The organism is Xenorhabdus sp. SGI 60 (assembly GCF_056632175.1).
The window spans coordinates 3,770,975-3,794,385 of the sequence record NZ_CP196860.1 but is presented as its reverse complement, the minus strand read 5'-3'; the positions used below and the strand labels follow the sequence as shown (position 1 = coordinate 3,794,385).

The following is a 23,411-nucleotide window of genomic DNA, read 5'->3' as shown; positions in this document are numbered from 1 at the left end:
GACTTTATGACTTTATGACTTTGCCAGTACCAGAAGTGGCCGCATAACTCATATATATCCTATTGAATATTTTTTACATCACCCAACCCCACCTTCTTATAAACAATCAAATTCTCACGATCGCGAGTTGGCCTATGTCCATGCCAAAATAGCGCCATGCCTTCGGGAGCGGGCGCTATTTCTTCGGATAATACAATCAGCCAATCACATTTTTCAGGTGCTTCAAATTTACGCTGTTGTTGATGCAAAACACGGGCAAAATAATAAAGCATTGGCGCTTCAGATTCCCCAATATAATATGACGCCATACAGTCATTATCTTTATATACTCCAGTCAACTTCTGTTTTAAATCAAGAAACGCCTCTTTATATCCCTTGGTATAATCAATCCAGCCAACAAATAGCGTGAATACTAATCCCCAAACAGTAGCAATACCCAAAACCCAATTTTGGGCAGTACGCAAGTCTGGTGATTTAGAGAGGAACCTGTTTTTAGCTATCCATATCGCAGTGATCAAGGCAGCGGCAATAACGATAAATCCCGAAAAATACATTTGATAATCCATTGGCAACCATCGACTAAATGGGGTTAACCAATGTTTATAATCAGTGGAAAAGGACAAAAAATAACAAGCCCATAAAAATATAATCAGGACAGACCAAAATAAGGAAGAAAATAGGGTTAAATATTTATAGATTATTTGCGGTATTTTAATGAATGTTCCTGTCGCCAAGATCGCCATAGGTGCAATAAAGGGCAGTAAATATAATGCACGGCCAGAAGCCGACATTTGCAATAGAATAACCCCTAAAATAACAAAGGCTGCACACAAGAAATAATGTTTATCCGACAGAATTTTAATTGGATTTGTCAATATAAAGAGAAAAGCCAATATTCCTGATGGCAAGGCAAACAACAACACCGCCTCAGGGATCATGGTCAAATTCCCCCTTGCCCCCAGATCTTCAACAGAAAAACCTAAAAAGCGACCGATATTGTTATCCCAAATCCAGATTTTAAATAAATCAGGATGTTCAATAAGTAACATGACAGGCCACGGCAGGATTAAAACCAGCGCAATAATGCCCGACAATAAAGCCCTTAGCCAATATTGTTTGGTTCGGCAATGTTTAAGGAAAACGGGCGCCAAAACAAGACAAATCCATAATAATCCTGGAATAAAGACCCCTTTTGATAAGAGTGTTGCAGCCGTACCGATGATCAACCATAAACAGGAGTAGCCTGTTTTTTCGTTTTTGATTAATCCCAGTAAACCATATAATCCGACAGTTGTACCTGTTATCAATGCGGTATCAGTAAACATATCGTGGCTGTGGCGAACTAATCCAGGTGCACTGGCATACAAAGCAAAAGCTATCCATATTCGACTGTCAGTAAAGTTTTTGACATCAAATACGCGACGTGCCAACAGAATAAAAAAGGAAAAATTGATCATTGAAAAGAATAAAGAAGCGGTTCTGGCTGCATCGTGCATCGGAAGCCAATGGGATAACAAATGAATAAATGAAGTCGCTGTCCAATAATACAAGGGAGGCTTTTCCATAAAAGGTTGCCCCGCATTCATTGTGACCAACCAATTCCCTGTTTCATACATGGTATGAATAATACCAAAACTGTAATTTTCATCTTGTTTCCAAGGGGTATGTCCATAAACGCCTGGCAACAAATACAGCAGAGTAAAAGCAGTAAATAACAGTAATGCTTTGATATCTGTTTGAGTCAATTTATTGGGATTATTCATCAATATTTACCAGATTCAATTAATGTTTCATTTTCTCAGTAAAAAATCGATAGAATATTACCCAATTAATAATAACAACAAAAGTGACTGACATACGAAAAAACAATCAATCTTTCTGATAATTTGAAATGGTTAATATTTCTCTGGTAAGAATTCATTTATTATATTTGGGTTAGACAAATAAATGCAATTTCTAAGAAAGGCAGTCAATTGCTATAGTAAACATCTTTTTCGCCAATACTATGGTTTATACGTATTAAACTTCAAGTTGTCATTGACAACACGCTATGAAACCTGATTTCTCCCTGCTTCGCGGGGAGAAATCACACCATCGACTGACAGTTTTTATGCCTAACATGATTCTGAGCTTAATCCCCCGATAACAGCCAGCATCTCTTCAACTTCCTCATCCATACCTACTTCAACGAAACCCAAGCTAGCATAAAGATTTTTCGCAACGAGATTATTTGGATTATAACTGATTGCTATTGCTTTCAACGGATCTGAGCATCTAATTTCATCAATTGCCAGCGATAGTGCTTTACGCCCAATCCCCTTATTTTGATGATTTTTATCCACCATAAACCGCCAAATTGTTATTCTTTGGTCATCATCGGGCACCCACATGAAAAAACCAACAGGTTCTCCATCCAGACAAATAGCCCGTGTTTGGTATGAAGGAAAAAATTTGGATTGGACAATGGAGTACGCATTTTCTGCAATATAGTCAAGTTGGTCATCAGCAACTGATAGTTCGCAGACAGCGTCATAATTGTTCTTATTGACGTCAGTTAAGGTAATCAACATACATCGCTCCTTGGTGATGCACAATATTGGATTTGCAAGCCGTTTTTTATCACAAATCGGATGTTTTCCGATAATTATCTGACATAATAAGCTATTAATGCTGAACGGAGAAGCTATACCCAAAATGGAAATCTGTATTCCATTGGCCTGGCTGAATATGGCGAAAGCTATTGTTTCTATCTCTGCGGCTTTATTAGTAGGAAAAATTATATCTACTGCTTATGTAATTACAGGTGTTAGTGTCATCGGTGTTGCGATAGGATTATTTGCTTTTGGTTTTGTTGTTGCAGGAGTTTTGTAAATAACTTTTCAAAATGGTAGGAGTGTCGAAGAAACTCAGTCCAATTTTTGCGAATTTTGATTTTCCACAAACAAAAAAGCAAAAGAGAGGACTGAGTCATGCTTATCTTACCACCAACTTTCCGTATTGAACGCCGTTTGATGAAAAAAATTGCCCAAAAAACGCAAGATAAAGCCTATGCTATCCGGGTTATGGCCGTGCTTGCACTTTACCGAGGTGAATCAGTTTCTGTCGTAGCTAAAGAATTTTGTATCGCTCAATCTTCTGTATGGCGTTGGATTAAGCGTTTTAGAACATATGGTTGGATAGGATTGAAAAGTAAGCCAGCGGGCCGCCATCGCCAATGGGATCTGGCCCCACTTTTACCTTTTATTCTTCATTTACTGGAAATTTCGCCACAACAACTCGATTATGTCCGTTCTCGCTGGAGTCTGGAGCTTTTTATTATTCAGATCAACAAAATAATAAACATGAAATTTTCAATCAGTACACTTTATCGATTTCTCCATAAAAATAAAATCGTTTGGCGACGGGTAGCCCCTACCGTACATAAACCAGACCCTAACTATGAGGAGAAAATGGCACGTATTAATCAGGCATTATCACAGGCATCAGAAGAAAATCCCGTCTTTTATGAGGATGAAGTGGATATTAATTTCAATCCCAAAATAGGTTCAGACTGGTATTTCAAAGGGCAGCAAAAAAGGCTCATTACACCGGGAAAAAATCAAAAATACTACTTTGCTGGTTGTTTTAATATTCAAACCAGAGAAATTGTCTATACGGGTTATAATAGAAAGAACTCTCAATTATTTATCAAAATGTTAGAGAAATTAAAGCACCATTACCGTCATGCAAAAACGCTAACCGTCATTTTAGATAATTACAGCATTCATACCAGCAAACAAGTCAAAGCCTGGTTGGAGCTAAATCCGACAGTAACACTGTTATTTCTTCCTATTTACTCTCCATGGTTGAATAAAATAGAACGGTTATGGCAATCATTGCATGAAACGGTGACACGAAATCATTATTGCCAATATATGTGGCAGCTAATCAAAAAAGTTAAGATTTTTTTGAATGCCGCTTCAGCAACCACATGGAAAGGAATAGGAAATATGAAACTCTCATGATTATGAAAAGTTATATACTATCTTGACGATAAATATCAATTAAGTTCGAAGCTTATAGAGGCCTTAAGAGATGAGGGAGCGAAAAAAAGAAAACAAAATGCATGTAACTTTATGGAATAAAGTTTTTTGCGTTGTCATGTCAGTTTTTTTCTTGTTTATTACGACATTGTTTTTATATTTTTCCTGGAATGATATGTTGTCATTAATTAACATGAAGGAAACAATATACTTTTCTTGGCGGGTATTTGTTGCATGTTTTGGTTTGCCAATAGTTTATCATATGTTTATTTTAGCAATCAAAAATTGTTTGATAAATACGCCATCTCCATTTAGTGGTTTTTTGGTAAATTTGTTTGTGTTGATTTTTTTATTTTCTTTTGTGTTGAGTTTTCCTGTGTCTATGTATGTTGATTCTAAGTTAAAAAATACCGGGTATGTTAAATGTTATAGAACGTCGTTTGTTGCTCCAAATAAGTATGTTAAAGATATAAATTTGTGTCGCTAAACATATACCAATCTAACTTCAAGATGCGTGTGATTTCTCCCCGCTTCGCGCTGAGGGATCCCCACAAAACGGTGCTAATAAATCAAAACCATATTTTGGTAGATTTTGGCGAGGTATTTGAGGAGTTGATTAAGAACTATTTCAAATAATATTAGCGGGGAATGGCGTAATACATTCTCCGCTAATGTCAGGTAAGAGATGACCCTTCTTGATTTGAGACTATTTGCCTGATAATGGAGGTGTAACCCTTGGTTTTCAGCATAAAATCCAATCAGCCAAAGGACAATTGAGCTGAGTGTAGCAAGCAGGCTCAATACGGATAAACGACCAGCGCCTTGGCTATAACTCGCCCTGAGTCCAAATCCAAAACGCTCGCTCTTTTCATCTCTAAAATTTTGCTCTATTTGCATTCTTCGGCTGTATAATTTCATGACCTGCCGAGGTTTAAAATCATCCATGCTGGTAAAAATTAGCCAGGGTTCTTTGGCTGACGAACGTCCATCTTTCACCTGCGACATTCGTTCCATTCGGTAGCGTGACTTTTTAAATTTTCTACCTTTATTGGGTCTCTTATGGAGATAGAAGAAACCATCACAACGTGCATATTTTGCTTTTGATAATGTCCCCATGCCCAAAAATTGGGGGGTTTCCGTGGCTTTTAACGCTTGTCGTTTAAACCAAAGCTCACCGTATTTCTCAAGCCTTAATTGCGTATTTCCCCGAATGCGTCCGACAAAATCCCAACCGAGTGTTTTTATATGCTTAAACCAGGCATTTTGAAAACCGGCATCGGTGATAATAAGGACTCTGGCTTTAGGGTTAACGGCTTGCGCTAAACTGTCAAGAAACACCTTCTGTATCTTTGAATTTTGTTGCTCGCATGACGGAACTATTTGACTTAACAAAGGGATTGAGCGTCCATCACAAATCAAACTCGCGCGCAGTACATGATGTTCTTGTGATGGATATCCACTCCAATCAACAGCAATCACACACAGTGATAGCGGTTCAGTCAGCATGGCGATAATGTGACGAAAAATATCAGGAATATCTCTATGGAGTGCTTCATTACCGAGTAATCGGTCAACGCGTTTAATTTTATGTTTGACGTGAGCCTTTCCGGGCAAAAAACGTCCTATACTGGTTAACGTCAGAGAAGCCCCATTAATTAAAGCGGTAGTGGCATCGATTAATGCGTTCTGACGATATTGATGAAACGGCGCTAAGGCATCTTTGAAGAAGTTATGGCATACTTGACGTGCAGGCATAGCAGTGACCCTATTGACTTGGTGGAACAATCAGTAGATCACACAACGCTATGCTTGTCTATTTTCTGGGGATTCCTCAGCGCAAAGCGGGGAGAAATCAGGTTTCATAGCGTGTTGTCAATGGCAACTTGAAGTTTAATGCGTATATATGCTCAGATTACTGACAAGGTGCTGATTTTTTTCCGGCACTTTGATTTAATCAGATCCCGTTCACCCAATGGAGCTTGCCGCCATAGTAAGAATACCCCCTCTCCAGACGTTTTCCCTCTGAAACACGCTCACTCGATGACCTCGCGCCACAAAATCATCTGGTTCGCACAATCGATGCCGCCATTTATTCAAGATGATTTTATGCCTCTGCTGACAGGGCAAATGAGCATCTCTTTCGAATAATGGATATTTTTGCAGGTGACGGCTTGCTCAGCTTCAATTAACATATCGCCCCTCTAATGGGCCATTGTACTTTTGTGATCCCTCTTATCAAAAAACAGGCGTTGTAAAGTGCAATTGAAAACTATCCCTATCGATAACCAATAACGATCGATGTCCAACAAAAGCAGCCATCCTGCAACCATAAAATAATATTGTCTAACAGAAAACTGAGCCAAAATTTATGCCATTTACTCTTGGTCAACGCTGGATAAGCGATACAGAAAGCGAACTTGGATTAGGAACAGTCGTGGCGCTTGATGCGCGCATGGTAACGTTACTCTTCCCTGCCAGCGGAGAAAACCGCCTTTACGCACGCAATGACTCCCCCATCACCCGTGTTATGTTTAATGTGGACGATACCGTGACCAGTCACGAAGGCTGGAAACTCAAGATTAATGATGTCCAACAAGATAATGGCCTGCTGATCTATGTTGGTACGCGTCTGGATACGGAAGAAGAAAATACCTGCTTGCGGGAAGTTTTTCTGGATAGCAAGCTGACGTTTAACAAGCCACAAGATCGCCTGTTTGCAGGTCAAATTGACCGCATGGATCGCTTTGCTCTGCGTTTTCGCGCCCGTAAGCACCAAAGCGAACAGTTCCGGTTGGCAGAAAGCGGGCTACGAGGTATTCGTGCCAGCTTGATCCCTCACCAATTACACATTGCCAATGAAGTAGGCAAGCGACACGCGCCACGGGTATTACTGGCGGATGAAGTCGGATTAGGTAAGACCATTGAAGCTGGGATGATTATCCATCAGCAATTAATGGCCGGGCGGGCTGAACGTGTATTAATCATTGTGCCGGAAAGTTTGCAGCACCAATGGCTGGTAGAAATGCTGCGTCGTTTCAACCTGCGTTTTTCGCTGTTTGATGATGACCGATATAGCGAAGCACTGCATGACAGCGATAATCCATTCGAAACAGAACAGTTGATTATCTGTTCCTTAGATTTTGTTCGCCGCAATAAGCAACGTTTTGAACTTCTGCTGGAGGCAAGCTGGGATTTGATGGTAGTGGATGAAGCGCACCATCTGGCATGGAGCGAAAAATCCCCAAGCCGCGAATATCAAGTTATCGAACAATTGGCAGAACAAATCCCGTCTGTCTTATTGTTAACGGCGACACCAGAGCAGTTAGGGCAAGAAAGTCACTTTGCCCGCCTGCGCCTGCTGGACCCAAATCGTTTCCACGATTATCAGGCTTTCATTGATGAACAACAAAAATACCGCCCTGTTGCGGATGCCGTAACGTTGTTGTTGTCCGGTGAAACTCTGAACAATGACCAGCAAAATGCCATCGTTGAACTGATCAGCGAACAGGATATTGAGCCTCTGCTGAAAGCAGCAAACAGCAATCAGGATGGAGAGAGCGAAGATGCGCGTCGCGAACTGATCACTATGTTGATGGATCGTCACGGCACCAGCCGCCTGCTTTTCCGTAACACCCGTGGCGGTGTGAAAGGTTTCCCGCATCGTGAATTGCACGAGATCAAGTTACCATTGCCAGCCCAATATCAGACGGCAATCAAGGTTTCTGAAATCATGGGGGTTAAAAAGACGGTGGAGTCTCGCGCCAAAGATATGCTCTATCCTGAGCGGATCTATCAGGAATTCGAAGGGGAAAATGCCACATGGTGGAATTTCGATCCTCGCGTAGAATGGCTGATGGGTTTCTTGATGGCAAACCGCGATGAGAAAGTGCTGGTGATCTGTGCTAAAGCAGAAACTGCGCTGCAACTGGAGCAAATTTTGCGTGAAAGCGAAGGCATCCGCAGTGCAGTGTTCCACGAAGGTTTGTCCTTGCTGGAGCGTGATCGTGCCGCCGCATACTTTGCGTCTGCGGAAGAAGGCGCGCAAGTGCTACTCTGCTCTGAAATTGGTTCAGAAGGGCGTAACTTCCAGTTTGCCAACCAGCTTGTCATGTTTGATTTGCCATTCAATCCTGATTTGCTGGAACAACGTATCGGTCGTCTGGATCGTATCGGTCAAAACCGTAATATCAAAATCAGTGTGCCTTATCTGGAAAATACTGCGCAATCTATTCTCCTGCGCTGGTATCACGAAGGGCTGGATGCCTTTGAGCATACTTGTCCCACAGGCCGCTCTATCTATGACAAGTATTATGAAACCCTGCTCAATTTCCTTGCCAAACCTAATGAGCAAACGGGTTTCAGTGAGTTTATTGCCGAATGTCGCGGGCATCATGACAAGCTTAAGCAGCAATTGGAACAAGGACGTGACCGTCTGCTGGAGATGAACTCCAACGGTGGCGAGCAAGGCCAGAAGCTGGCAGAAAAGATTGCTGCACAAGATAACGATACCGATTTGGTGAATTTTGCCCTGAATCTGTTCGATATTATTGGCATTAATCAGGAAGATCGCTGCGACAATATTATTGCTCTGCATCCATCCGATCATATGCTGGTGCCTGATTTCCCGGGGTTACCCAAAGATGGCTGCTCGATTACGTTTGACCGTGAAAAAGCACTCTCCCGCGAAGATACTCAGTTTCTGAGCTGGGAACACCCCATCATTCGCAATGGCCTGGATTTAATCCTGTCGGGAGATACGGGAAGCTGTGCCGTTTCCATCCTGAAAAACAAAGCGCTGCCAGTCGGGACGCTGTTGGTTGAGTTGATTTACGTTGTTGAAGCTCAGGCACCGAAGCACCTGCAATTGACCCGTTTCTTGCCACCAACGCCAGTGCGCCTGTTGTTGGATCTGAAAGGCACCAATCTGGCTCCTCAGGTGGAATTTGAAAGTTTCAACCGCCAGCTAAACGCTATCAACCGCCATAACGCCAGCAAGCTGGTTAATGCGGTACAGAAAGAGATTCATGCTATCTTGCAACAATCTGAGTCGCTGATTGAAGCGCAAGCGCGTGCGTTGATTGAGAAAGCAAAGAAAGAAGCTGATGAAGCGCTGTCGGCTGAATTGTCACGTCTGGAAGCCCTGAAAGCGGTTAACCCAAATATCCGTGATGATGAACTGGAAGCGATTAGCGCCGAGCATAAGCATCTGCTGCTCAATCTTGATCAGGCCAACTGGCGTCTGGATGCGATTCGTTTGGTGGTTATTTCTCATCAATAAGTCGTTGTTTCTCACAAATAAATAGACAGCAATAACCTGTCATTCGGTAAACTCAGGGGCGTTTTCCGCAAGATGCCCCTGGGGAATCCAATTTTTTCCGACCCATTGGAGCCACTATGCTGGAGTCTTATAATCCCCCGACAGATCCTTGGTTATATGTGCTGTATCAGGACGAGCACATTATGGTTGTCAACAAACCCAGTGGATTGCTTTCTGTGCCGGGTAAAGCAGAAGAGCACAAGGACAGTATCATGACGCGGATACAAGCTGAATTTCCTACCGCTGAATCAGTCCATCGATTGGATATGGCGACCAGCGGTATCATGGTTGTGGCGCTGACTAAAGCCGCCGAGCGTGAGTTGAAACGCCAGTTCCGTGAACGTGAACCGAAAAAAATCTATATCGCGCGGGTATGGGGAAAGCTGGAGCAGGAAAAAGGCTTGGTGGATCTGCCCTTAATCTGCGACTGGCCGAATCGCCCAAAACAAAAAGTCTGTTTTGATACGGGCAAATCCGCACAAACTGAGTATCAGGTACTGGAATATGAAGCCCAGGCTACACGGGTCAGGCTCGTCCCCATCACAGGGCGCTCTCATCAGCTTCGGGTACATATGTTGGCACTTAGTCATCCCATTCTGGGAGATAAGTTCTATGCCCATACGCAGGCAAGGGAAATGGCGCCTCGCCTACAATTACATGCTCAAGAACTGTTTATTACTCATCCGGCTTATGGCACACCAATGCATTTTGAGTGTAAAGCCGAATTCTAACGAGCGCTATTTAAAGCCCCGCTCCTTTTTAATCAAATCGTAAGCTGACTGAATGGACTGCGTCTTTTGTTTCGCCAGTTCCATCATTTCTGGTGGTAAACCTTTTGCCACCAGTTTATCGGGATGGTGCTCACTCATCAATTTTCGATAAGCCCGCTTAATGGTGGTCGCATCATCCTGTTTATTGACGCCCAATACCTTACAAGCATCTTCCAATGTCGCACGCTGCTGCTCATGGCCTTGATGGTGCCCATATTGCTGGTACTGTCCACTGAAATGGCGGCCGCCTTCCATCATGGCAAGGAATTGTTCAAATTGAATACGGGAGATACCTAACTCTTCGGCAATGACAAACAGAACCTTTCTTTCATTGGGATGCAGTTCGCCATCAGCAAATGCTGCTTGTAGCTGAATTTCCAGAAACATGCGGATCAAATCAGAACGGCCGAAGCAAGCACGGCGTAATTGTCGCAATGTTTCACGCAAAGGAAATTGAGACTGTTTGCCTTCACGAAACGCCTGCTGCGCGGAAAGTCGTGCCTCACCATGCAGTTGCATTCTGTTCATCAATTGGGTGGCGAGCTGGATATCCGTTTCTGTTACCCGACCTTTTGCTTTGGTTAAATGCCCCAATACTTGAAAAGTACTGCGGAAAAACAGCGCCTGTCGGGTTGGGCCTTTCGTTGTTCTCCCCAATTTTTGCATCCTGATTTTGTCAAGGATGTGACCAAGCACTAAGCCAATCACTATCCCCCAAAAACCCGCACCAGATGCAATCCCAAATATCAATCCGAATAATTTTCCCCAATACTGCATATAGTCTTCAATTCCCCAATGCCCTGAGCGCAATTTTGCATTATCATACTATCCATTAAGCTCTGTGCCTAACAACAAGATTAGCAAAGTTAAACTTTACTCTGGCGCATATCTCTCAACTACGTTAGTCTCTGAGCGTTTGCCGGCACGATGCCACTGATGACGGAACCGCATAAACATCTATGAATAAATGTTATCCTACCCTGCTGGCCACAATGGTATGGGCAGCACTTTATAGTCAGCAAGCCCATGCTGACCTCGCAGCACAATGTATGCTGGGTGTACCTGTCTACGATAAGCCGATTATCACAGGCGACCCTAATAAACTGCCCGTTTATATTCAGTCCGATGATTCTCACGGTGAATATCCCAATGCGGCTGAGTTCATTGGCAATGTGAATATCCAACAGGGAAATAAAACACTGATAGCCGATAAGGTTCGGCTCGAACAGACACAAGAGCAGGATAAAGAACCTGTGCGCACTGTTACCGCAGTAGGTAATGTCAGCTATGATGACCCGCAGATCATTTTGAAGGGACCACGCGCCTGGGCGAATCTGAACAATAAAGATACCGACGTTGAACAAGGCAAGTATCAGATGGTTGGTCGTCAGGGACGTGGTAGCGCAGATAAGATGATGCTGCGTGATGAAAACCGCTATACCATCATGAATAATGGGATATTTACTTCCTGTCTGCCCGGTAATGATAGCTGGAGTGTCGTGGGTTCTGAGGTCATCCTTGACCGTGAAGAAGAAGTCGCCGAAATCTGGAATGCCCGTTTTCGCGTTGCCAATGTGCCGGTGTTTTATACGCCCTATTTGCAATTACCCATCGGGGATAAACGCCGTTCTGGTTTCTTAATTCCGAATGCCAGTTTTTCCAACAAAGATGGCTTCCAATTCCTGCTGCCATATTATTGGAACATTGCGCCCAACTATGATGCCACGATTACTCCGCATCTCATCACGATGCGGGGTTTGAAGCTGGATAATGAATTCCGTTATTTAACCCAAGCGGGGGCAGGTACAGTTGCGCTGGATTGGATTGGGCGTGATCGTCTGTATGAAGAGGATAAAAGACTCAATGTCAGACCTGAGCGGGATAGCAACAGCCGCTGGTTGTTCTACTGGAATCACAGTGGCGTCATGAATCAGGTTTGGCGTTTCAGTGCTGATTATACCAAAGTTAGTGATCCGAACTATTTCAGTGACTTCAACTCACAATACGGTTCCAGCACCGATGGCTATGCCACTCAGAAATTCAGTATTGGCTATGCTCAACAAAGCTGGAATACCACACTGACAACCAAACAGTTCCAAATCTTTACCCTCAGTGATAGCAAAAAAGCTTATCGGGCTGCCCCTCAGTTAGACTTTAATTACTATAAGAATAATCTGGGACCCTTTGATTTTCATACTTATGCCCAAGTAGCGAAATTTACCAGTGTCGGCAATCAGTGGCCAGATGCAACACGCTGGCATTTGGAACCCGCCATTAACTTACCACTCTCTAATGGCTGGGCGAGCATCAATAATGAATTTAAATTGATGGCGACGCACTATGAGCAAGATATTTCAGAAACGACCAAAAACAAGTCTGATACGGCGTCATTGGAAAGATCGGTAAACCGTCTCCTGCCGGTATTTAAATCAGATGCGAAGATGGTGTTTGAACGCGCCATGTATTTTAACCAGGATTATACCCAGACGCTGGAGCCACGCGTTCAATATCTCTATGTGCCTTATAAGAATCAAAACAACATCAATAACTTTGATTCTTCCCTGCTGCAATCGGACTATACCGGGCTGTTCCGCGATCGCTTTTACAGCGGCTTGGATCGCATCTCGTCTGCCAATCAATTTACCACTGGCGTGACTACCCGTATTTATGATGAAGATTTGGTTGAACGTTTTAGCCTGTCCGTAGGTCAAATCTACTACTTTGAACGTCCACGTACCGAAGATACTCAGTCTGTTTCAGGTAGTAAGGATATCATAGGAAACAAAAAAGGAACGGGGGCGACAACCTGGGCTGGAGATGTACACTGGAGAATCAATGATTCCTGGGGCATCAAAGGCGGGCTGCAATATGATAATCGTCTGGACAGCTTCACTATGGGTAATGCCGTAATGGAATACCGCCGTGATGCTGATCGCATGTTGCAGTTAAGCTACCGTTTTGTTGACCGCGATTATATTCATGCCACACTCAAGGGAGGCGCCCCCGCTTATCAGCAAGGAATTTCTCAGATTGGTATGGTAGCAAGCTGGCCATTGTCAGATCGTTGGGCATTTGTCGGGGCTTATTACTACGATACCAAAGAGAAACAGCCGGCAAACCAGATGGTCGGTTTGCAATACAACACCTGCTGCTGGGCAGTCAGTGTAGGTTATGAACGCAAGATCACCAACTGGCGCTTCGAAAGCAGTCAATATGACAACAAATGGTCATTCAATATTGAACTTCGTGGCTTAAGTAACAATCATAGTTTAGGTAGTCAGAAAATGTTGCAGCAAGGTATTCTTCCATACCAACATGCATTCTGATACCGATAAACGCAATGTAAACAAAATAACCCTGCCAAGGCGGGATTGATATGATGGGAAATGTATGAAGAACTGGAGATCGCTCATTTTCGGATTGATGTTTTCAGTAAACTCTGTCGCAATGGCTGCTCCACAAGAGCTGAATCAAGAGCTGAATAAGGTCGCTGCCATTGTTAACAACGATGTCGTACTGGAAAGTGACGTTAACAGCCTTTTACAATCCGTTAAACTCAATGCAAAACATGCAGGCCAGCAATTACCGGATGAGAAAACATTGCGTCACCAAATCCTTGAGCGCCTGATTATGGATGATATTGTTCTGCAAATAGCAAACCGGATGCAGCTAACTATCCCGGATCAAGCCTTAGATTCTGCACTCGCGAATATTGCGGCTCAAAACCACTTGAGCCTTGCTCAGTTAAAACAAAATCTGACCGCAGAAGGGATGAGTTTTGATACCTACCGTAATCAGATCCGCAAGGAGATGATGATTGCAGAAGTACGTAACAATGAGGTACGCCGCCGCATTACTATCCTGCCACAGGAAGTTGATTCACTGGCTAACCAAATCAGCAACCAAGACAGTCAGGGCTATGAGGTAAATCTCAGCCAGATTCTGATCCCTCTGCCAGAAAACCCAAGCCAGGAGCAGGTAGAAAAAGCGGAAACCACGATCAAAAAAATCTTGTCTGAACTCCAGAATGGCGTGGATTTCGGCAAATTAGCCCTCTCCTATTCCGGTGATACCCAAGCCCTGAAAGGGGGAAATATGGGTTGGAACAAACCGCAAGAATTGTCATCCCTGTACGCTGCACAGCTCAAGTCTGCCCATAAGGGGCAGATTATTGGCCCAATTCGTTCCGGTGCTGGTTTTCACATTCTGAAAGTGAACGATATCCGTGGTGGTCAGATGCCAATTGCCGTCACCGAAGTGAATGCTCGCCATATTCTGCTGAAAACATCACCGATTATGAATGACGAGCAGGCACGCAACGAGTTGATGAAACTCAGAGAAGAGATCTTAAGTGGCAAAACTTCATTCGAAGAAGCAGCAAAAGCGCATTCAGAAGATCCAGGTTCAGCCATGCGTGGTGGAGAACTGGGTTGGAATTTGCCGAGTGCTTACGATCCTGCTTTCCGTGATGCGTTGATGAAGCTGCAAAAAGGTGAGATCAGCCAGCCTGTTCACTCCTCTTTCGGCTGGCACTTAATCCAGCTGCTGGACAGCCGCAAAGTTGACAGAACTGATTCAACACAGAAAGATCGTGCTTACCGCCTGCTGTTCAACCGTAAATTTAATGAAGAAGCACAAAACTGGGTGCAGGAATTACGCGCCTCTGCTTATGTGAAAATTTTAGATGGCAACGATGCTCAATAATAAACCCATCGTCATTACCCCCGGCGAACCTGCCGGGGTTGGCCCTGACTTAGTCATTGCCTTGGCGCAAAAAGAATGGCCTAGCCAACTGGTTGTCTGTGCCGATCCAGAGCTGATGCTCTCCCGGGCTAAGCAATTGAATTTACCTCTGCAACTGCAAACTTATTCTCCAGAACACATTTCGTTATCACAAGCAGCCGGAACCTTAACCATCCTGCCCGTTAATCTTCACTCCCCGACGATTGCAGGGGAGTTAAACCGGAAAAATGGTATTTACGTCACGGAAACCTTAGCAAGAGCCTGCGATGGTTGCCTGAATGGAGAATTTTCAGCATTGGTGACAGGACCTGTACATAAAGGTGTCATTAATGATGCAGGCGTGCCTTTTATCGGACATACTGAGTTTTTTGCTGACCACAGCCAATGCTCAAGGGTGGTCATGATGTTAGCAACGGAAGAGCTACGGGTAGCGTTGGCAACCACGCACCTGCCGATTCTGGATGTCCCCAACGCAATTACGTTTGATTCCCTGCGGGAAGTGATCACCATTCTTAATCATGATCTAAAAACCAAATTCGGTATCCCCCGTCCCCATATCTATGTTTGCGGTCTGAATCCTCATGCCGGTGAAGGTGGGCATATGGGACATGAAGAAATAGATATCATCATTCCTGCTTTAGACAGTCTGAGGGCAGAAGGGATATGGTTGGAAGGTCCATTACCTGCGGATACCCTGTTCCAACCCAAATATTTAGATCATGCTGATGCCGTGCTTTCGATGTATCACGATCAAGGGTTACCCGTGTTAAAATACCAGGGTTTTGGCAGGGCCGTGAATATTACGTTGGGACTGCCATTTATCCGAACTTCTGTCGATCATGGCACAGCACTGGAGCTGGCGGGGACAGGTCAAGCTGATGTGGGTAGTTTTATCACCGCATTGAATCTAGCAATTAAAATGATACAAAACAGTAATGAATAACAAAGTCCATCAAGGGCACCATGCCCGTAAACGTTTCGGGCAAAACTTTTTAACCGATCAATTTATCATTGATAGTATTGTCAATGCGATGAACCCACAGGCCGGCCAATCCATCGTGGAAATCGGCCCAGGTCTGGGGGCACTAACAGAGCCAGTGGGTGAACGCATGGATAAGATGACTGTCGTCGAGCTTGACCGTGATTTAGCGGCTCGTTTGCACGTCCACCCCAAACTGAAAGATAAACTGACAATCATTCAACAAGATGCAATGACCGTTGATTTTGGTCAGATTGCCAAAGAACATGGGCAATCCCTGCGTGTATTTGGTAACTTGCCTTATAACATCTCTACGCCGTTAATGTTCCATCTTTTCAGCTATACTGATGCTATCGCTGATATGAACTTTATGTTGCAGAAAGAAGTTGTGAATCGTCTTGTCGCAGGGCCTGACAGTAAAGCCTATGGACGCTTAAGTGTGATGGCACAATACTACTGTCAGGTAATACCTGTTCTTGAAGTACCGCCAACGGCATTTACACCCGCGCCAAAAGTGGATTCTGCTATTGTGCGTTTGATCCCACACAAGAGTATGCCTTATCCTGTTCAGGATATTCGTATGTTAACCCGGATCACAACGCAGGCATTTAACCAACGGAGAAAAACGATCCGCAATAGCCTTGGGAACATTTTTTCTGTTGAACAGTTAACTGAATTAGGTGTTGATCCAAACACGCGGGCTGAAAACATCTCTGTCGAACAATACTGTAAGATGGCGAACTGGTTATCATCTCAACCTGAAATTGCCTAAACACATAAACAGGCGTTGCAGCAACAGGAGGTATCTATGCTCAATGAACCAAGAATTCATATTCAAGTACAAAGTACTTACGTAGAAAGTCAATCACAGCCGGAACAACAACGTTTTGTGTTTGCTTATACCGTATCAATTCGCAATCTTGGGCATTCCCCTGTGCAACTTATCAGCCGTTACTGGCGCATTACCAACAGTGATGGTCACCAAACCGAAGTTCAGGGTGAAGGGGTTGTGGGAAAACAACCTTTGATCCCACCGGGAACAGAATATCGCTACAGTAGTGGCGCTATTTTGGAAACACCTCTGGGGACAATGGAAGGTCACTATAACATGATCGATCACGATGGTCGTCCATTCCGTGTCGCCATTCCCGTGTTCCGGCTGGCTATTTCAACACTGATAAATTAATTATGGCTACATACCTTATTGGCGATATTCACGGCTGTTATCGTGAATTTCGCGCCTTGTTAGAACAAGTCGATTTTAATTCCAGTGAAGACACTTTATGGTTAACCGGCGATCTGGTCGCTCGTGGCCCTGATTCATTGGCAGTACTTCGCTACATTAAGCAACTCGGCTCCGCAGTTAAACTGGTATTGGGCAATCACGATCTGCATCTGTTGGCGGTTTACGCTAAGATCAGCCGCAATAAACCGAAAGATTTGCTGGATGAATTACTCGCGGCGCCGGATGTCGATGAATTAATAAATTGGTTGAGAAAACAGCCAATGCTGCAAATTGATGAAGAACTGAAACTCATCATGGCACATGCCGGACTCACTCCACAATGGGATCTGGAAACAGCCAAAATATGTGCCCGTGAAGTGGAAGCCATTCTTCGCAGTGACAGTTATCCCTTGTTTCTCAATGAAATGTATGGGGATATGCCGAACAATTGGACGCCAGAGTTAAGCGGACTTGCTCGGTTACGTTACAGTACTAATGTTTTGACCCGAATGCGTTATTGTTTTCCACATGGACAATTGGATATGAGCTGCAAATCCAAACCGGAAAATGCCCCTGCTCCACTAAAACCCTGGTTCGCATTACCGCGCAGCATTCCTGATGGCTATTCCATCGCCTTTGGTCACTGGGCAGCCCTGGAAGGTCAAGGCACTCCCGCTGGCATCTACGCTCTGGATACGGGGTGTTGTTGGGGAGGTAAATTGACCCTGCTTCGTTGGGAAGATAAGCAGTATTTCAGCCAGGATTCATTACCCAAATCATAAGGCTGATAAATAATAAACCTGCCTGTGACACTGGAGTGCCCCAAGGCACTCCGCACGTAAGATTAACTCACTCTCGGCGTTCCAGAATTTCAAAACAATAGCTATGAGAATTGTTTTCATCTGCATCGTGGTATTCGGTAAATGTTGAATTCCATTCATCAGGTTCATAATCAGGGAAATGCGTATCACCAATCACTTCTGCATCAATGTGAGTCAGATACATACGATTAGCCAGAGGAATAAACTGCTCATAAATTTGCCCTCCTCCCATCACCATAACTTCGTTAACATCGCCAGCAGCTGATAAAGCAGCTTCGATAGAGTTAACCCAAGTCACCCGATCATCATTTACAGGTTGACTGCTAATCACGATATTCAGGCGCCCTGGCAAAGGACGGCCAATCGATTCATAAGTCACTCGCCCCATTACAACTGGCTTTCCGAGTGTATTGCGTTTAAACCAGGCTAAATCACCCGGCAAAGTCCACGGCATGGTATTTTCCATACCGATAACTCGATCCATAGCCATCGCAGCAATCAAGCTGATAATCATTAAATCACCTTACAGCCAAGTAGTATGAAAATTTGGGACACTATACGGAAAGGGTTACTCGCAGTCGATAAAATTAGCTATTTATCCAAACAAATAGTGAGTTTGCCCGCGAATTGTCAAACAATCCGTTGTTTAACAGATTATTACTTAACAAGCAGGCAGAAAATAACAACTTAATTCAATTTGACAGAATATCGATCTAAAACAGAGCCAGAAACGAGTAAAGTCAGAGCAAAGATTTCATTTAAAAACCAGCAGGATTGACAATTAACTGTCCGGCAACCCCACGATCTGCCATCTCCAATATCTGGCTGTAATACATGAAAGGAAAATGATCATAAGACGGCTGCATCATATTAACCAGCAACTCAGCACGACTCTCAATCCAAACGGTATCTTTCCAACCATAATCCTGTGGCTCTGGACGGTTACCATTCAGGCTGATGACCTTAAATCTTACCCCTTCAATATGGAAAGGCTGGGGCACTGACGTTGTGACTATCCAACGTTCCCATGCGCCTTGTTGGCTTGTGATATCGATTCGATGCTCATTCAGCCGTGAGCCATTAATCCCTTGAGAATAATCGCCCAAATCAATCTGACGACTTTGAATGGTAGAGTTGATCTGGGGATTATCAACGATAAGCTGGTTCGGTAGTTGATCTGTCACCAAAGGAAGTAATCCGCTGGCTTTTAAAGTTAATACCGTCGTTGACAACAGTTTGGTCGAAGACTCAAACAAGCCTTTCAAACGATCGATGACACCAGCGGACTCTCCCGCCGTAACGGTAACACTCTCTACTTTCGACATATCAATCAAGACTTCTCGCCGTTCTCCCGGTGCAAGTGACAATAACTGTACCGTCACGGGAGCAGGCAGCAAGCCTTGATCAGTGGCAATCATGTAGAAAGGACGCCCATCACTGAGTTGCAATTGATATCGCCGGGCATTAGATGCATTCAGGAAACGTAACCTGACCCAACCTCTGGCAACCTCCACAAAAGGATTTTCGACACCATTAACCACCAGGGTATCGCCAAGAAAGCCTTGATTAGCTGACGGGTTATATTGCGGTACACCAAAATTATCCAATCGCTTATCTTGCAAGATAACAGGAAAATCATCGACACCATAATGTCTGGGCAAAGGCAGGCTGCGGCTACTTTCATCTTCCACCAGCCACATACCCGCAAGTCCGGCATAAACATGCCGTGCCATGCGATTTGGGGTATTGGCATGATACCAACAGGTCGTTGCAACTTGATCTATCGGGATAACCGGCGACCAGCTTTCCCCCGGCGCCATCAAACGAGCTGAACCTCCCATCAAGGTTCCAGGCACCAGTAATCCCCCGACGGTCATTGAAACCGGTTCAGATAATCGATTGCTATAGATCAGTTTGACATCATCCCCTCGGTGAACCCGAATGGTTGGCCCCAAATAATGTCCGTTGATGCCCCAGACTTGCGCTTTATTATGACCATTAAATGACCAGGTGGCTTTTTGTATGGCTAAAAACAGGGGTTGCCCTCTGCGGGATTCCAGTAAGGGAGGGAGCGGCAATTTGGTTTGTTGATTTTTGTTGGCCCGAACGACAAAAGGAAGCGCCCCTAAACACATTGCCAAACCAGAAGCCTGAATAAATTGGCGCCGACTCAGTGACATACTTTCTCCACAGAAGGTCTCCACAGAAGGAATAGTCTCTCTACAATAAAAATAATTTTCACAACCCGAATAGCAATTCCCAATGATTGCCTAATTCAAATAATTGCAGGGATGAATACCCTGATATTGTGGCTATCAGGATTTATTATTCTATCGATTGCGTTTAATAAAAACGTTAATTTATTAAACGCAATCATATCGCGAATGGGAGAAAATTTCTAAAATTATCGAAAAATTATAGTGATAATCAGTCCAACTAGCTATCTACGCTGATTAAGTACCTCGACTTCTTTATCCAATTCTTCAATTTTCGTTTTCATCATTTGTCGGCAGTGTTCTGCCAATTCACGCACCTGATCTTTGCTATATTTCGTGGTGTCAATCGGGGGCAACATTTCAACAATAACAGTGCCATTGTCCCAACGATTTAGCTTTATTTTATCGTGGGTTGTCGAAACACAGACCGGCACAATAGGCACACCTGCTGCAATGGCAGCATGAAAGGCACCTGTTTTAAAGGGCAGTAATCCACGGCCACGACTGCGCGTTCCTTCCGGAAACATCCAAACCGAAACCCGATTTTTTTTTATCTGATCGACAACCTGGGAAATCGTGCCATGGGCTTTTGTCCGATTATCCCTGTCGATCAAAATATTACCTGTCAGCCAATAAAGCTGGCCAAAGAAAGGAATAAAGATCAGGCTTTTTTTGCCCACGGTGACTGCACGTGGCTGCACGGCATTCGACATCGTAACCATGTCGTAATTATTTTGGTGATTACCAATATAAATGCTAGGTCCATATTCCCGTGCTTCCTCTGGAATACGTTCCCGCAGCTTAATGCCAAGCACTTTATGTAATTTGCCAAACGCACGCCCAAAAGTCATAACATGACTTGGGTTACGTGGGCTGAATAAACAGTAGATACTTCCAAAAATAAAGAGCAGTATTCCAAACAGAATAACAATAATTCCCCGAATAATTGCTAACATAGCGGCCTCTTGTTGAAAGGCCAGTGCATTCATTACACTGGCCTAAAATTACGATTTATACCTTTTATCCTGCAATTTGCAGCTTAATTGCTTGTATTACAAACCACGTCAATGCGTTCAACACGCTGTAACCCACGAGGCAGAGACGCTCCCTTGCGCCCTCTCTCTGCCCTGAATTTCTGTAAATCCTCAGAGCGAAGCAGTAACTTGCGTTTGCCAAAGTAAAGCGTGATTGAAGATTGTGGGGGCAATACCAGTAACCAAGTCAACCTATCTTCGCCTGATGCAGCTTGTGCCGCCGGGATGGAAACAATCTTATTGCCCTTACCCTTTGAAAGCTGTGGCAGGTCAGACACCGGGAACATCAACATACGACCCGCTTTGGTAAGCGCCAGTAGCATATCATCCTGTTCGTTGTTAATCTCCAATGGCTGCATCACCCTGGCATTTTCAGGCAAAGTAATCATGGCCTTGCCCGCACGGTTCTTGGCGATCAATTCATTGAAAGTACAGATAAAACCATACCCTGCATCAGATGCCATCAAGAATTTCTGATCTTCTTTCGCCATCAAAATATGCTCAACCGATGCCCCTACCGGCAATGCCAGTTTGCCCGTTAATGGTTCTCCCTGCCCTCTGGCTGATGGTAAATCCAACGGATCAAGGGAATAACTACGTCCTGTGGTATCAATAAAGACCACTGGCTGGTTACTCTTGCCACGTACCGCACTGCGGAAGCTGTCACCCGATTTGTAATTCAAGCCTGTCGGATCAATCTCATGCCCTTTCGCACTACGTACCCAGCCCATCTCTGACATGATGACAGTAATCGGCTCAGACGGCAGGATGTCGTGATCACTCATGGCCTTCGCTTCCGAGCGCTCTTTGAGTGGGGAGCGGCGGTCATCACCGTAGTTTTCTGCATCGGCAATAATTTCTTTTTTCAGTAACGTATTTAACTTACGTTCAGAACCCAAAATCGCCTGAAGTTTGTCACGTTCTTTCGCCAATTCATCCTGTTCGCCACGGATTTTGACTTCTTCCAGTTTCGCCAGGTGACGTAATTTCAGTTCAAGAATAGCTTCTGCCTGCGTTTCGGTTAATTGAAAACGCTGCATCAATACTGACTTAGGCTCATCTTCATGACGAATAATATGGATGACTTCATCAATATTAAGATAGGCCGCCAGCAAACCTTCCAGGATATGCAAACGCTTAAGCACTCTTTCCAGACGATGATTCAAGCGTTTACGCACGGTTTCGCGCCGGAAAACCAGCCATTCACTAAGGATTTCAACCAGCCCCTTAACAGCAGGACGGTTATCCAGACCGATCATATTGAGATTAATGCGGTAGCTTTTTTCAAGATCGGTGGTTACAAACAGGTGGTTCATTACCTGCTCGACATCCACGCGGTTAGTACGGGGAACAATCACCAGACGGGTTGGGTTCTCGTGATCAGATTCGTCACGCAGATCATCCACCATCGGCAGCTTTTTCGCCCGCATTTGGTTGGCAATTTGTTCCAATACCTTCGCGCCAGATACCTGATGAGGCAAAGCGGTGATCACGACGTTACCGTCTTCTTTCGACCAAATTGCCCGCATCCGCACCGAACCACGACCACTTTTGTAAATTTTGCGGATATCTTCTTTTGGCGTGATGATTTCAGCTTCTGTCGGGTAGTCCGGTCCTTTGACATATTCCATGACCTCATCAAGCGAGAGATCAGGCTTATCCAACATGGTAACCAGTGCGTTCACTACCTCACGGGCATTGTGTGGCGGGATGTCAGTCGCCATACCAACGGCAATGCCGGTGGTGCCATTGAGCAAAATATTGGGCAAACGGGCAGGCAAACACTTAGGCTCCTGCAATGTACCATCAAAGTTTGGTACCCAATCCACAGTTCCTTGCCCCAACTCACTCAACAACAATTCGGCATATTTGGACAAGCGGGATTCGGTATAACGCATTGCCGCAAAAGATTTTGGATCATCCGGTGCGCCCCAGTTACCTTGTCCATCGACTAACGGATAGCGGTATGAGAAAGGCTGTGCCATCAAAACCATGGCTTCATAACAAGCCCCATCGCCATGTGGATGATATTTACCAAGAACATCACCGACGGTACGGGCAGATTTTTTAAATTTGGCGCTGCTGCTCAACCCAAGTTCTGACATCGCATAGACAATACGACGCTGAACAGGCTTTAAGCCATCACCAATAAAAGGCAATGCCCTGTCCATGATGACGTACATGGAGTAATTCAAATAGGCATTTTCAGTGAACGTGTGGAGCGGCTGACGCTCCACACCGTCGTGAGTTATCTCACTCATGTAATAATTTCCTCAGGATCTGT

The 23,411-nt window shown here is 44.4% G+C and carries 20 protein-coding genes; 12 read left to right on the top strand and 8 right to left on the bottom strand.

Annotation, left to right across the window (positions count from 1 at the left end):
- Nucleotides 1–59: 59 nt before the first annotated feature.
- Together ACSJJG_RS17940 and ACSJJG_RS17935 are read right to left on the bottom strand one after the other, a co-directional pair.
- Nucleotides 60–1,763, bottom strand: a complete 1,704-nt coding sequence (locus ACSJJG_RS17940; RefSeq protein ID WP_481090084.1) for an ArnT family glycosyltransferase — start codon at nt 1,761–1,763, stop codon at nt 60–62.
- 351 nt (nt 1,764–2,114) lie between these two features.
- Entirely contained in the window at nt 2,115–2,570 is a 456-nt protein-coding gene (locus ACSJJG_RS17935) for a GNAT family N-acetyltransferase (RefSeq protein ID WP_189761008.1), read from the bottom strand.
- A 97-nt stretch (nt 2,571–2,667) separates the two neighbouring features.
- Between ACSJJG_RS17935 and ACSJJG_RS17930 the strand changes: the two genes are divergently transcribed.
- From ACSJJG_RS17930 to ACSJJG_RS17920, 3 genes are all read left to right on the top strand, one after another.
- Nucleotides 2,668–2,871, top strand: a complete 204-nt coding sequence (locus ACSJJG_RS17930) for a hypothetical protein (RefSeq protein ID WP_189761009.1) — start codon at nt 2,668–2,670, stop codon at nt 2,869–2,871.
- A 98-nt stretch (nt 2,872–2,969) separates the two neighbouring features.
- Nucleotides 2,970–4,004, top strand: a complete 1,035-nt coding sequence (locus ACSJJG_RS17925) for an IS630 family transposase (RefSeq protein ID WP_282885470.1) — start codon at nt 2,970–2,972, stop codon at nt 4,002–4,004.
- 70 nt (nt 4,005–4,074) lie between these two features.
- Complete coding sequence (locus tag ACSJJG_RS17920; RefSeq protein ID WP_189761451.1) at nt 4,075–4,509, top strand: DUF1240 domain-containing protein; 435 nt, start codon at nt 4,075–4,077, stop codon at nt 4,507–4,509.
- A 74-nt stretch (nt 4,510–4,583) separates the two neighbouring features.
- On the opposite strand, the gene ACSJJG_RS17915 is transcribed toward ACSJJG_RS17920, so the two are convergent.
- On the bottom strand, nt 4,584–5,777 hold the full coding sequence (locus tag ACSJJG_RS17915; RefSeq protein ID WP_189761394.1) for an IS4 family transposase: 1,194 nt from the start codon (nt 5,775–5,777) through the stop codon (nt 4,584–4,586).
- Nucleotides 5,778–5,915: 138 nt separating this feature from the next.
- Here ACSJJG_RS17915 and ACSJJG_RS17910 point away from each other — a divergent pair, with 138 nt between their 5' ends.
- From ACSJJG_RS17910 to rluA, 3 genes are all read left to right on the top strand, one after another.
- The gene (locus ACSJJG_RS17910) at nt 5,916–6,170 is read left to right on the top strand and encodes a hypothetical protein (protein WP_481090490.1); all 255 of its coding nucleotides are present in this window, start codon (nt 5,916–5,918) and stop codon (nt 6,168–6,170) included.
- Between the two features lie 220 nt (nt 6,171–6,390).
- The gene (gene rapA / locus ACSJJG_RS17905; protein ID WP_481090083.1) at nt 6,391–9,300 is read left to right on the top strand and encodes an RNA polymerase-associated protein RapA; all 2,910 of its coding nucleotides are present in this window, start codon (nt 6,391–6,393) and stop codon (nt 9,298–9,300) included.
- A 116-nt stretch (nt 9,301–9,416) separates the two neighbouring features.
- Nucleotides 9,417–10,070, top strand: a complete 654-nt coding sequence (rluA, locus tag ACSJJG_RS17900; RefSeq protein WP_481090082.1) for a bifunctional tRNA pseudouridine(32) synthase/23S rRNA pseudouridine(746) synthase RluA — start codon at nt 9,417–9,419, stop codon at nt 10,068–10,070.
- 6 nt (nt 10,071–10,076) lie between these two features.
- Here rluA and djlA read toward each other — a convergent pair whose 3' ends face one another.
- Nucleotides 10,077–10,886 (bottom strand): co-chaperone DjlA, encoded by an 810-nt coding sequence (djlA, locus tag ACSJJG_RS17895; RefSeq protein ID WP_481090476.1) that lies wholly within the window; start codon nt 10,884–10,886, stop codon nt 10,077–10,079.
- A gap of 182 nt (nt 10,887–11,068) precedes the next feature.
- Here djlA and lptD point away from each other — a divergent pair, with 182 nt between their 5' ends.
- From lptD to apaH, 6 genes are all read left to right on the top strand, one after another.
- A complete protein-coding gene (gene lptD, locus ACSJJG_RS17890) occupies nt 11,069–13,435 on the top strand; it encodes an LPS assembly protein LptD (RefSeq protein ID WP_481090081.1) in 2,367 nt (788 codons plus the stop codon).
- Nucleotides 13,436–13,499: 64 nt separating this feature from the next.
- Nucleotides 13,500–14,813: a peptidylprolyl isomerase SurA gene (gene surA / locus ACSJJG_RS17885; RefSeq protein ID WP_481090080.1), complete on the top strand. Its 1,314-nt coding sequence runs from the start codon at nt 13,500–13,502 to the stop codon at nt 14,811–14,813.
- The gene (pdxA, locus tag ACSJJG_RS17880; RefSeq protein ID WP_481090475.1) at nt 14,803–15,795 is read left to right on the top strand and encodes a 4-hydroxythreonine-4-phosphate dehydrogenase PdxA; all 993 of its coding nucleotides are present in this window, start codon (nt 14,803–14,805) and stop codon (nt 15,793–15,795) included. The genes surA and pdxA overlap by 11 nt, the downstream gene beginning before the upstream one ends.
- Entirely contained in the window at nt 15,788–16,603 is an 816-nt protein-coding gene (gene rsmA, locus ACSJJG_RS17875; protein WP_481090079.1) for a 16S rRNA (adenine(1518)-N(6)/adenine(1519)-N(6))-dimethyltransferase RsmA, read from the top strand. Before pdxA ends, rsmA begins: the two co-directional genes overlap by 8 nt.
- A 36-nt stretch (nt 16,604–16,639) precedes the next feature.
- Complete coding sequence (apaG, locus tag ACSJJG_RS17870) at nt 16,640–17,017, top strand: Co2+/Mg2+ efflux protein ApaG (RefSeq protein WP_481090078.1); 378 nt, start codon at nt 16,640–16,642, stop codon at nt 17,015–17,017.
- A 2-nt stretch (nt 17,018–17,019) separates the two neighbouring features.
- Entirely contained in the window at nt 17,020–17,838 is an 819-nt protein-coding gene (gene apaH / locus ACSJJG_RS17865) for a bis(5'-nucleosyl)-tetraphosphatase (symmetrical) ApaH (protein ID WP_481090077.1), read from the top strand.
- Between the two features lie 67 nt (nt 17,839–17,905).
- Here apaH and folA read toward each other — a convergent pair whose 3' ends face one another.
- From folA to parC, 4 genes are all read right to left on the bottom strand, one after another.
- Nucleotides 17,906–18,391, bottom strand: coding sequence for a type 3 dihydrofolate reductase (folA, locus tag ACSJJG_RS17860; protein WP_481090076.1), 486 nt, complete (start codon nt 18,389–18,391; stop codon nt 17,906–17,908).
- A 244-nt stretch (nt 18,392–18,635) separates the two neighbouring features.
- The gene (ftsP, locus tag ACSJJG_RS17855) at nt 18,636–20,057 is read right to left on the bottom strand and encodes a cell division protein FtsP (protein WP_481090075.1); all 1,422 of its coding nucleotides are present in this window, start codon (nt 20,055–20,057) and stop codon (nt 18,636–18,638) included.
- A gap of 260 nt (nt 20,058–20,317) precedes the next feature.
- Nucleotides 20,318–21,049: a 1-acylglycerol-3-phosphate O-acyltransferase gene (locus tag ACSJJG_RS17850; RefSeq protein WP_481090074.1), complete on the bottom strand. Its 732-nt coding sequence runs from the start codon at nt 21,047–21,049 to the stop codon at nt 20,318–20,320.
- Between the two features lie 83 nt (nt 21,050–21,132).
- Entirely contained in the window at nt 21,133–23,388 is a 2,256-nt protein-coding gene (gene parC / locus ACSJJG_RS17845; RefSeq protein ID WP_481090073.1) for a DNA topoisomerase IV subunit A, read from the bottom strand.
- Between the last annotated feature and the right edge of the window lie 23 nt (nt 23,389–23,411).